9 protein-coding genes are annotated in these 11,860 nt (G+C 64.7%); 2 read left to right on the top strand and 7 right to left on the bottom strand.

Annotated elements, in window-relative coordinates; genetic code table 11:
* Positions 1-199 precede the first annotated feature (199 nt).
* Positions 200-724, top strand: a complete 525-nt coding sequence (locus ABQJ48_RS00595) for a gamma carbonic anhydrase family protein (protein WP_367835265.1) — start codon at positions 200-202, stop codon at positions 722-724.
* Between the two features lie 61 nt (positions 725-785).
* Positions 786-1,736 carry an Hsp33 family molecular chaperone HslO gene (hslO, locus tag ABQJ48_RS00590; RefSeq protein ID WP_367835264.1) on the top strand — a complete coding sequence of 317 codons (951 nt, stop codon included), beginning with the start codon at positions 786-788 and terminating at the stop codon, positions 1,734-1,736.
* Positions 1,737-1,883: 147 nt separating this feature from the next.
* Here the strand turns inward: hslO and ftsB are convergent, their stop codons facing one another.
* The 7 genes from ftsB to ABQJ48_RS00555 all read right to left on the bottom strand — a co-directional run bounded on the left by ftsB (position 1,884) and on the right by ABQJ48_RS00555 (position 11,827).
* A complete protein-coding gene (gene ftsB, locus ABQJ48_RS00585) occupies positions 1,884-2,318 on the bottom strand; it encodes a cell division protein FtsB (protein ID WP_367835262.1) in 435 nt (144 codons plus the stop codon).
* 116 nt (positions 2,319-2,434) lie between these two features.
* Positions 2,435-3,718 carry a phosphopyruvate hydratase gene (gene eno / locus ABQJ48_RS00580; RefSeq protein ID WP_121317352.1) on the bottom strand — a complete coding sequence of 428 codons (1,284 nt, stop codon included), beginning with the start codon at positions 3,716-3,718 and terminating at the stop codon, positions 2,435-2,437.
* A gap of 192 nt (positions 3,719-3,910) precedes the next feature.
* A complete protein-coding gene (gene kdsA / locus ABQJ48_RS00575) occupies positions 3,911-4,765 on the bottom strand; it encodes a 3-deoxy-8-phosphooctulonate synthase (protein WP_367835260.1) in 855 nt (284 codons plus the stop codon).
* On the bottom strand, positions 4,762-6,435 hold the full coding sequence (locus tag ABQJ48_RS00570) for a CTP synthase (protein WP_367835258.1): 1,674 nt from the start codon (positions 6,433-6,435) through the stop codon (positions 4,762-4,764). The genes kdsA and ABQJ48_RS00570 overlap by 4 nt, the downstream gene beginning before the upstream one ends.
* A gap of 301 nt (positions 6,436-6,736) precedes the next feature.
* Entirely contained in the window at positions 6,737-7,540 is an 804-nt protein-coding gene (locus ABQJ48_RS00565; RefSeq protein ID WP_367835256.1) for an alpha/beta fold hydrolase, read from the bottom strand.
* A 180-nt stretch (positions 7,541-7,720) separates the two neighbouring features.
* Positions 7,721-10,927, bottom strand: coding sequence for a ComEC/Rec2 family competence protein (locus ABQJ48_RS00560; RefSeq protein WP_367835255.1), 3,207 nt, complete (start codon positions 10,925-10,927; stop codon positions 7,721-7,723).
* A gap of 111 nt (positions 10,928-11,038) precedes the next feature.
* A complete protein-coding gene (locus ABQJ48_RS00555; protein ID WP_367835254.1) occupies positions 11,039-11,827 on the bottom strand; it encodes a TatD family hydrolase in 789 nt (262 codons plus the stop codon).
* Positions 11,828-11,860: the final 33 nt, after the last annotated feature.

The following is an 11,860-nucleotide window of genomic DNA, read 5'->3' as shown; positions in this document are numbered from 1 at the left end:
CGGCGAACTTTCCCGCAGCCCGGCGACATGGCCCCCAGCACGCCAGCATGGCCCCCAGCACGCCAGCGTTTACAATACTCGATTCGACCACCCTTCGCGCCGGTAACGGGGCACGCATGGTCAGGCAGCATGCGCTGGACGCCGTCCCGTTCCAACGCGCGTGCGCCCTAACCGATCGAGCGGATCAAGAGGAGACACTGTGACGATTTACAAGCTTGGCGAAGCCGCCCCGACCATCCATGAAAGCGTGTTCATCGCCGATTCTGCGAACATCATCGGCCACGTGACCGTAGAGGAAAACGCGAGCGTCTGGTTCGGCGCCACGATCCGCGGCGACAACGAGCCGATCACGATCGGCGCCGGCAGCAACGTGCAGGAAAACGCGGTGCTGCACACCGACCCCGGCTTCCCGCTGACGATCGAGCGCAACGTGACGGTCGGCCACCAGGTCATGCTGCATGGCTGCACGATCAAGGAAGGCTCGCTGATCGGAATTCAGGCCGTGGTCTTGAATGGCGCGGTAATCGGCCGCAACTGTCTGGTCGGAGCGGGCGCCATCGTCACCGAAGGCAAGGTGTTTCCCGACAATTCGCTGATTCTCGGCGCGCCCGCCAAGGTGGTGCGCGAACTCACCGAGACGGATATCGCCAATATGCAGCGCGGCGCGGCAAGTTATGCCGAGCGCCGCGACTATTTCAAGGCGCAGCTCGTACGCATCGGCTAGCAGTCGGCGCGCGGCGCGCACGGTGCGGCATGACGCTGCGCCATTCCACCAAGGAAAATCTGTGAGCGACCAGTTGCAAAAATTCTTGTTCAACGCGGCGCCGGTGCGCGGCGAGATCGTTTCGCTGCGCAACACATGGCAGGAAGTGCTGACGCGCCGTGACTATCCCGCGCCCGTGCGGACGATCCTGGGCGAAATGATGGCCGCGTGCGCGCTGCTGTCGGCGAACCTCAAGTTCGACGGCACGCTCGTCATGCAGATTTTCGGCGACGGCCCGATCAGGATGCTGGTGGTCCAGTGCGGCTCCGATCTGTCGATGCGCGCCACCGCGAAGCTATCCAGCGACGCGGGCAACACGATCGACGACACGACCTCGATGATCGAATTGTTGAACGCGAGCGGTCACGGCCGCTGCGTGATCACGCTCGACCCAGCCGACAAGCAGCCGGGCCAGCAGCCGTATCAAAGTATCGTGCCGCTGTCCGGCGTGGATGGCCCGCTCAAGTCGATGGCCGAAGTACTCGAACACTACATGCATCACTCCGAGCAGCTCGACACGCGCCTGTGGCTCGCGGCGAACACCGAGCGCGCAGTCGGCATGCTGTTGCAAAAGCTGCCCGGCGACGGCGGGATCGTTCCGCATCCGGGCGAGCTCGACGCGGATACGTGGGAGCGCGTGTGCACGCTCGGGGGCACCCTGTCGCAGGAGGAGTTGTTGAAGGAAGAACCGGAAACGGTGTTCCGCCGTCTGTTCTGGCAGGAGAACGTGCAGCATTTCGAGCCGGCCACCGCGCGTTTCGAGTGCTCGTGCTCGCGTGAAAAAGTCGGCGGAATGCTGAAGATGCTCGGCCGCGAAGAAGTGGACGGCGTGATCGAAGAGCGCGGCCACGTCGAGATCCATTGCGAGTTCTGCAATCAGCGGTATGAATTCGATCCGGTCGACGTGGCGCAACTTTTCGTCGCCAATGCGCTGTCGGAAGGCGTGACGCCGGCTCCCAAGCAGCGGCATTGAAGCCGCATTAAACCGCTTTTGCATGCGAGCGCGGACGCTCGCGCAACGACGCCGCAGCGCGAGCACCAGCAAAAAAGGCGCGGTTCATTTCTGAACACAGCGCCTTCTTCCATCGTTCGCACCGAATCCAACGCTGGCCGGCCAACCTCAATGCGCGGCCTTCTTCTCCTTGGCCGCCGCTTTCCCGCCACGCTTGCGATCCGGCTTCGCGCGCGACTCCGGATTCGGCACTACGTGCAAAGGCGCAGCCGATACTTCGCCGCGCGTGGAAGTCGTCACCGAAGGCGCGTTCGCGCCGGAAAGCGGCGCATTGGGTGAGACGAACTGCACGAACACTTCGCCGTCCTTCACCATGCCCATCTCATAGCGCGCGCGTTCTTCCACCGCGGCGGTGCCGTTCTGCAAGTCCTGCACTTCGCCCTGGATACGCTCGTTGCGCAGTTTCGAATCTGCGTTCTTCTGCAGTTGTTGCGCCAGTTGCTGCTGCAACTCGTGCACGCGCAACCAGCCACCGTGGCCCCACCAGAGCGGGTACTGGATCAGCGCCAGCAGAACGATCAGGACAGCAGTGACAAGCCGCATGAAGTAAGCACAATAAATACGCGCCGCCCTGCGCTATACGCAGGGCGGCGAGGTCAATCAGAAACGAAAGATAACCGGCTCATCGGTGCCCGTTGACAAGGTGGCCACTAACAGACTTAGCGCAGATTGTAGAACGCCGACTTGCCCGGGTAGCTGGCGATATCACCAAGGTCTTCTTCGATGCGCAGCAGCTGGTTGTACTTGGAGATGCGGTCAGAGCGCGACAGCGAACCCGTCTTGATCTGACCGGCATTCAGGCCGACGGCGATATCGGCGATGGTCGAATCTTCGGTTTCACCGGAACGATGGGAGATCACGGCCGTGTAGCCTGCGCGCTTGGCCATTTCGATCGCGGCGAAGGTTTCCGTCAACGTACCGATCTGGTTGATCTTGATCAGGATCGAGTTGGCGATGCCCTTCTCGATGCCTTCCTTCAGGATGCGCGTGTTGGTGACGAACAGGTCGTCGCCGACCAGCTGGACCTTCTTGCCGAGCTTCTCGGTCAACGTCTTCCAGCCTGCCCAGTCGCTTTCGTGCATGCCGTCTTCGATCGACACGATGGGGAACTTGTCGGCCAGATTCGCAAGATAGTCCGCGAATTCCGTCGACGACAGTTGCAGGCCTTCGCCCGCCAGCTGGTACTTGCCGTCGTGGTAGAACTCGCTTGCCGCGCAGTCGAGCGCGAGCAGCACGTCTTCGCCCGCGCGATAGCCTGCTTTTTCGATCGCTTGCAGGATGGTGGACAGACATTCGTCGTTGCTGCCGAAGTTCGGCGCGAAGCCGCCCTCGTCACCGACTGCGGTGCTCATGCCACGATCCGACAGGATCTTCTTGAGCGCGTGGAACACTTCTGCGCCGCAGCGCAGTGCTTCGCGAAAGGTCGGCTGGCTGACCGGGACGATCATGAATTCCTGGATGTCCAGGCTGTTGTTCGCGTGCGCGCCGCCGTTGACGATGTTCATCATCGGCACCGGCAGTTGCATCGCGCCCGAGCCGCCGAAATAGCGGTACAGCGGCAGGCCGGCTTCTTCAGCGGCGGCCTTCGCGACGGCCATCGACACGGCCAGCATCGCGTTCGCGCCGAGGCGCGACTTGTTGTCGGTGCCGTCGAGTTCGAGCAGGGTCTTGTCGAGGAAGGCCTGCTCGGAAGCGTCGAGGCCCATGATAGCTTCGGAGATTTCGGTGTTGATGTGCTCGACCGCCTTCAGCACGCCCTTGCCGCCGTAACGGCCTGCTTCGCCGTCACGCAGTTCGATGGCTTCACGCGAGCCCGTGGACGCACCCGACGGCACCGCGGCGCGGCCCATCGTGCCCGACTCGAGCAGCACGTCGCATTCGACGGTGGGGTTGCCTCGCGAATCGAGAATCTCGCGACCGATGATATCTACGATAGCACTCATGGTTTCCTCAAGAAATGACGTTGAATTCTTTACCGTGAAACTGTACCTGGCACGGCGATCCGGGTTAGCGCTTTGGATCTCCGACAGACAACTCGTGCGCCGATACGTTCGACGACCCTTGCGTACATCCGCCGCACGCCGCTGATCTTCCCCCGATGCCAAGCCGATCGCGACACGCGGCGAACGCCTGAATCAGTTGAAATCGCGCTCGAGGAACGGCGCGCGCTTGACGGCCTCGTCGAGCGTCAACAGCGTCTCCAGCAGATCGGCCATGCGGTTCAGCGGCACCGCGTTAGGGCCGTCCGATTTGGCCTGCGCCGGATTCGGATGCGTTTCCATGAAGAGGCCAGCGATGCCGACCGCGACCGCGGCGCGCGCGAGCACCGGCACGAATTCACGCTGACCGCCCGAGCTCGTGCCTTGACCGCCCGGCAACTGCACCGAGTGCGTGGCGTCGAACACGACCGGCGCGTTGGTTTCGCGCATGATCGCAAGCGAACGCATGTCCGACACGAGGTTGTTATAACCAAACGACACGCCGCGCTCGCACGCCATGAAACGGTCTTCCGACAGACCCGCTTCGCGCGCCGCGTCACGGGCCTTGTCGATCACGTTCTTCATGTCGTGCGGTGCGAGAAACTGGCCTTTCTTGATGTTGACCGGTTTGCCCGAACGTGCGCAAGCGTGGATGAAATCGGTTTGACGGCACAGGAAGGCCGGCGTTTGCAGCACGTCGACGACGGAGGCGACCTGTTCGATCTCGTGCTCGGCGTGAACGTCGGTGAGCACCGGCAGACCGAGCTGACGCTTGACTTCCGAAAGAATGCGCAAACCTTCGTCCATGCCCAGACCGCGGAACGACTTGCCGCTACTGCGATTGGCCTTGTCGTACGACGATTTGTAGATGAATGGAATGTTCAGTTTCGCGCAGATTTCCTTCAGGCGGCCCGCGGTGTCGATCGTCATCTGCTCGGATTCGACCACACAGGTGCCCGCGATCAGGAAAAACGGCTTGTCGAGCCCGATTTCGAAATCGCCCAGTCTCATGCTTTCTCCCGGACCTGGTTCGCCACGCGCGATTGCTGGCGCGCCACTGCCGCTTCGACGAACGACTTGAACAGCGGATGGCCGTCGCGCGGCGTGGACGTGAACTCCGGGTGAAACTGCACGCCGACGAACCACGGGTGCATGCTGCGCGGCAACTCCATCATTTCCGGCAGATCTTCACTCGGAGTTCGTGCGCTGATGATGAGGCCGCCGGCTTCGAGCTGGGGCACGAAGCGGTTATTCACTTCATAACGGTGGCGATGGCGCTCGTTCACGTCGCGGCCGTAGATCTCTTCGGCCATCGTGCCGGGCTTGATCGGGCAACGCTGCGAACCGAGGCGCATCGTGCCGCCCAGATCGGATTCTTCCGTGCGCTTCTCGACACGGCCTTCGCGGTCGTACCACTCGGTGATCAGCGCGACCACGCGGTTTTCGGTGTCCTGATCGAATTCGGTGCTGTTCGCGTCCTTCAGGCCCACCACGTCGCGGGCGAATTCGATCACTGCCAGTTGCATGCCGAGGCAGATGCCGAGATACGGCACCTTCGCTTCACGCGCATAGCGGATGGCCGCGATCTTGCCTTCAGTGCCGCGACGGCCAAAGCCGCCCGGAACGAGCACCGCGTCGAGATGCTTGAGGCTGCCGACGCCTTGCGTTTCGACTTCTTCGGAGTCGATGTATTCAATGTTGACCTTGGTCGATGTATGCATCGACGCATGGCGCAGCGCTTCGATCAGCGACTTGTACGACTCGGTGAGGTCGACGTATTTGCCGACCATGCCGATCGTCACTTCATGGTTTGGATGTTCGAGCTTCTCGACGAGGTCCGACCACATCGACAGGTCGGCCGCCCTGGGCGCGAGCTTCAGTTCTTCACAGATGATCGCGTCCAGACCCTGGTCGTGCAGCATCTGCGGAATCTTGTAGATGCTGTCCGCATCCCACACGGAAATCACCGCGTCTTCCGGCACGTTCGAGAACATCGAGATCTTCGCGCGCTCGTCGTCGGGAATGGGGCGGTCGGCGCGGCACAGCAGCACGTGCGGCGAGATGCCGATTTCGCGCAGCTTCTGCACGCTGTGCTGGGTAGGCTTGGTCTTGAGTTCGCCGGCCGTCGCAACCCACGGCACCAGCGTGAGGTGCACGAAGCATGCACTGTTGCGGCCCATGCGCAAGCTCATCTGACGCGCGGCCTCGAGAAACGGCAACGATTCGATATCGCCCACGGTGCCGCCTACTTCGACGATCGCGACATCTGGCTCGCCACACGTCGCAGAAGCTGCGCCGCGCTCGATGAATGCCTGGATTTCGTTCGTGATGTGCGGGATGACCTGCACGGTCTTGCCGAGATAATCGCCGCGGCGTTCCTTGCGGATCACCGATTCGTAAATCTGGCCCGTGGTGAAGTTGTTGGCCTTGCGCATCTTCGTGCTGATGAAGCGCTCATAGTGGCCGAGGTCGAGGTCGGTTTCGGCGCCGTCTTCGGTCACGAACACTTCGCCGTGCTGAAACGGGCTCATCGTGCCGGGGTCGACGTTGATGTACGGATCGAGCTTGAGGAGGGTGACTTTGAGACCGCGCGACTCGAGGATCGCGGCGAGGGAAGCGGCGGCAATACCCTTGCCGAGGGAAGATACTACGCCGCCGGTGACGAAAACATATTTGGTCATCGCTGGATGCTCGCGGGAAAAACGGATTATACCGTAAAGCAAGGGCCCGACCCAGCAAAATCCGACCGGCATGGGCACGCTGGCTGTCATCATGGCGTGTCAGTCATGCGGTGTTTTTCGTGTTGCGGTGGTGTGCTGCGGGGCGCTTGCGCGTTCTGTTGCGAGAGTGCGGTGGCCGAGCGCTTGCGGAGCGCCTTAACGGCCGCAGCCTTGGCTGCTCAGACCGGTCGATCAATGAAAAGTGACGCCTGGCCAAACCAGCCGGCGCTCTATCCGATGTGCCGTGCTCCGTCGCGCGAGCTCACGTGCGGCGCTCGAGTTCGCGCAACATCCGCTGGACCGCCCGCGCAGTTTCGATTGGCTTTTCCATCGGATAAAGATGGCTGCCCTCGATCCATTCCAGATGCCCCCCGGTGGCGCGGCGAGTGGCATCGAGCCCTGCCTGTCGCATCTCTTTGGAGCGCGTGCCGGCAATGAACCCGACCGGCACGGTCGCACCGCGAGCGAGCCGCGCGCCAAGCGTGTGCGGCAAAGTCTTATAGATCTGATACTCGATGCGGCGCTCGAATGCCAGCGAGCGGCCGCCGTCAGGCGAGGTCTGCGGAATCCCGAAGTCGATGTAATCGGACAGCATGCGCTCGTCCCAGCGCGCGAACGCCGGCTTCGAATGAAAGTGGCGCCAGGCTTCGTCGCGGCTCGCCCAGCGCGTGCGCCGCGTGCGCGTGGCGGCGGCGGGCGAAAGCCGCTCGTCGAGCCCGGTCCATTGCGACACGCGCAGCATGCCGCTGCGCCAGCCTGCGATCACCGGCGAATCGAGCATGACCACGCCCCTCACCCATTGCGGCTTTTTCAGGGCAGCCATCAGCGACAGATAACCGCCGAGCGAATGCCCGACCAGCCAGACCGGCTGTCGGTAAGCGCGGGCGATATCGTCGAGCAGCTGTTCGACCAGATGCGGCCAATCCCGTGTCACCGGGAAACGCGCGTCGTGGCCGATCCGCTCGATGAAGCGCAAATCGTAGTCGTCCGCGAGTTCGGCGAAGATGGTCCGGTAGGTGGACGCTGGGAAGCCGTTGGCGTGCGAAAAATGAATGATGTTTTTCAACAGCGGCTATCTCCGTTCCGGGTTTTGCGCGCGGATTCGCGCGCGCCTTTTTGCAGTGCGTGTTCGTCGGTGTTTCGCACATGCCCTCGTGCGGCCGACGCGGCGTGATGGCCGCGTTTTTTTGCCTGCCGCATGTACTTCGGCATATACAAAGAAGCTGACGATTCATTCTTCGAGCCGTTAGCGATCCATCCAGTAGCGGCGCCGCGTATCGCGATAGCGTTCGATTGTCAGCCTGGCGCCCGACCGACCCGTCATTACGTCCACCCGCACTGCGCCGTCAGTATCACTGCGCCCGAGCTCGATATGGCGCGCCTTGTACCGCTCGAACACCCCTTTGTTCGGATGCTGAAAGCGGTTGCGATAGCCTACCTGAAATAACGCGATGGACGGCTGGATAGCGTCGAGGAACGGCTCAGTCGACGAAGTCTTGCTGCCGTGATGCGGCACGACCAGCACCTGGGCGCGCAACCCGCCGCGATCGCGCGCAAGCAGCACGCGCTCGGCCGGCGCCTCGATGTCGGCGCTCAGCAAGGCGGCGATGGGCGGCGATGCCGGCTGAGCAGACGGCTCCGTCGATCGAGGATGAGCTGCCGTTTCGGACAGAGGCGCTGGTTGAGGTGACGAAGCCGTGTGCGATAGCGGCGCCATTGCCGGTAGCGGCGCTGATTCCCGTACTGCTGCCGTCCCCGGAGACCTTGGCGCTTGCCCAAGCGCGCCTGCCGTAGCAGGCGCTACCGCCTGGGAAAGCGCTCCCGCACCGCCCACGGCGCCAGGCATCGTGCGAACCCGCAACACGCAACAATGGTCGTTCGGCTTGCCGTGCAACGGGCCCGCATCCGGCCACAATATCGCGAACTCGACGCCGTCCCACTGCCAGCGCTGCCCGGCGGCACACGGCACCGTCTGCGCGCCGTGCTGCTGCGCGCTGGACCACAGCACGTTGTCCGGCGCCAATGCGGCCACCAGCTGATGTACGTCGATCGCGTCGAGCACGGCTGGCGCGCCGCCCGAATGGTCGGAGTCCGCGTGGCTGATGATCAACGTGTCGAGCGCCGCGATGCCATGTGCCTGCAGGAACGGGACCACCACCCGCTCGCCGGCGTGGGTCGACTCCGGGCCCGGTCCTGCATCGAACAGCAGCGCGTGATGCGCGGTTTGCACCAGCACCGAGCTGCCCTGCCCGACATCCAGCGCGGTCAGACGGAAACTGCCGGGCGGCGGACCCGGCGGCGCCGGCATCAGCAGCGGCAGCCACGTGAGCGGTGCGGCCCAGCGCAGCGGCCAGCCACGCGGGGCGAGACACCAGAACGCGCCCAAGGTGGCTGCGGCGAGCGTCCATGCGTCCGGTTGCGGCAGTCTCCACAACGCCCACGCAGGGCCGGACAACATCTGCAAACCGACGGCCAGCAGATCGAGCAGCAGATTGGCCGTGTGCCACAGCCAGGCATCGAGCGGCACGGGCAAAGCTATGCCGGCCAGCACCGCCGGTGTAACCAGCAGACTGACCCACGGAATCGCGAACGCGTTCGCGAGTGGACCAGTCAGCGGAATCTGCCAGAACCAGTAGACGGTCAGGGGCGCGAGCGCAAGCGTCACCGCCATCTGCACATGCGCGGCGCTGCGCAGCCGTTCGGCGAGCGCGCGAATGCGGCGGCGCAGGGGCGTGCGCGGGGTCGATTCTTCGCCCTCGCCCTCGCCCTTGCCCTCGCCGTGGCGCTCGCCCTCGCCCTCGCGATGGGCCTCGGCCTCGCCGACATGCTCGCCGCCATCCTCGCCGTCGCGACCCTGCCGGCGACTCCGCACCACCGGGCGCCCCGACACCGCGAACAGGATCGCTGCCACCGCGCAGAACGACAGCCAGAATCCGGCCGACACCACCGCCCACGGATCGATCAGCAGCACGAGTCCGAGCGCCCACGCCAGCACGACCGAGCGCGCCAGCTCGCGCCCGCTGACGAACGCCAGCGCGACGACGCCCGCCATCCACAGCGCGCGCTGCGCCGGTACGTTGAAGCCGGCCAGTGCGGCGTGCAGTGCCGCGAAGCCGGCACCTGCGGTCACCGCGACGATCTGCGCGGGCAAGCACAACGGCCATTCGCGCCCGATCCACCCGGAGCGCCGCCACACCGCACCCGCAAGCCAGCCGGCCAGTCCCGCGACGATGCCGATATGGAGGCCCGAAATCGCCACCAGATGACTGGTGCCCGTGCCGCGCATCAGCAGCCAGTCGGCGGCGCTGACTTCGTCCTGAGCGCCGATCGCCAGCGCGACGACAATCCCGCGATGCGGCGCGTCAGCCAACACCGCGTCGATCCGCGCGCGTAGCGCGGCGCGCCAACGGTCCACGAGCACGCTCAGCCCGCGCGCCCGGCCCGGCAAGCGCAGCGCGCGCGACGGCCCGCTCACGTAGCCCGTGGCTCGCACGCCGCGCGCAAGCAGGTTCGCTTCGGCGTCGCGCACGCCGAAGTTCGCATTGCCATGCGGGCGCTTGAGCCGCACCGCCAGTCGCCAGCGATCGCCCGGTTCGAGCCGTGGCGCGGGGGCATCCGCATCGATCCACGACAACTGGATTACGCGCGGAAAATGGACCGACGGCGCGGTGGCAGACGCAGCGACAAACCCAGTGGCAGGTGCAATAACCGGCGCAGCGGCCGATTCGACGTCGAATAAAAACCGCGCACCGTTGCCCTCGCGTGACGGCAGGCCCTTGATGCTGCCGACGACCTCGAGGTCGCGACCCTCCCATGCAGCAGGCAAGCTCGCGGCGAGCCGCAATTCCGCGCGCACGGCCGCGTAGCCGAAGCCCGCGGACGCGGCCGCGCACCAGAGCGCAGTCCAGCCGACCCATGACCGGGCGCGCGCATCCGGGCGTAAGCGCGGAACCGGGATATTCGCAGCCGCATCGCAGCGGGTGATCAACCGGATGCGCGCATCTATCGGCGCACGGCGCGACGGCACGATTGCAATTGCACGGCGGTGAGTCAGCAACCGCACATGCCTGTCGAACTGCGAGCGCCACAACGCTGCATCGGTTGCGCACGCTCGCTCGGTCCCATGCGCTGGATCCGTCGCAGCGCGTTCATCCGTGGGGTTGGCTAGCCGAGTCGCGGTCGCCGCATATGTCGCGCGCGCCGCATCGGCTGAATTCGCCGAATCCCTCCCGTGCGTCGCCACCGGTGGCTCGCATGCGTCCGCTGCATCTGCTCTATTCGCCGCCCGCCCACGTGCGACTGCCTCCGCGTCCCGGCGCAACCCCCAAACCGCGAGCGCAATCGCCATCGCGCCGAGCGCCAGCAACCCGCACCAACCCTTCCAGTCCGGCAGTGCGGCCTGCTGCTGCAGCCCCATCACGCCCAACGCAAACCCGCACCACCCTGCCCGCATTCGCCCTCCGTCGCAGCAACGCCAGGCGACCCCGCAGCCGGCGAACAGGCGTCAGCGAGCCCGCCTGGCGTGGGTTTCGCCAGGCGCGAACCAATCAGCCAACGCGTTCGATTATGCAGACGAAAGGGCGAGCCGGGGCAGCGCGGCAAGCGCGTTAGCCGTTGTGCCTAGGGCGGTTTCGTCGGCGCTCATGCCGCGCAGTTGCGCGAGGCCCGCTCCGATGCCCGGGATCTGCTCTGGCGAGTTGCGCTGCTTGTAGATCCATGAAGGGGCGATGTCCGGCGCATCGGTCTCTACGACTAGCGCGTCGAAGGGCAACTGCCCGGCCAGGCGGCGGATTTGCCGGGCGCGCTCGAACGTGAGGTTGCCCCCGAAACCGAGGTGCATACCCTGGTCGATGTAGGCCCGGGCCTGCTGGAAACTCCCGTTGAATGCGTGGGCGATGCCGCGATGGATCTGATGCCGCCGCAGTCCCTTGATCACCTGATCCTGCGATTTGCGCACATGGCAGATCACCGGCAGATCGAACTCGCGCGCGAGCTGCAGTTGACCGTTATAGAAGAATTGCTGGCGCGCATCGTCGAGACCGTCGACGAAATAGTCGAGCCCGATCTCGCCGATCCCGACGAAGCGCGGATCGCCGAGGCTCGCTTCGATCTCCGTGCGCAGCAGGTCGAGATCGCCCTCGTCGGCGTCCGGCGTGAAGAGCGGATGAATCCCGAGCGCATAGGCGCCGCCGTCGACCCGATGCGCAAGCTCGCGCACCGTGGCGAAATTCTGCCGGCCGATCGCCGGAATCACGATCCGCGCGACGCCCGCACCGCGCGCCGCCGCCGCGACCGCGTTGCGGTCGGCGTCGAATTCCGCAGCATCGAGATGGCAGTGCGTATCGATCCACATGACAGACCTCGTCAGACTAACGGCGCCCGCTCA

The sequence above is a fragment of the Paraburkholderia suaedae genome, from assembly GCF_040812055.1.
Lineage (GTDB): Bacteria > Pseudomonadota > Gammaproteobacteria > Burkholderiales > Burkholderiaceae > Paraburkholderia.
This window is presented reverse-complemented; position numbering and strand designations above follow the sequence as displayed.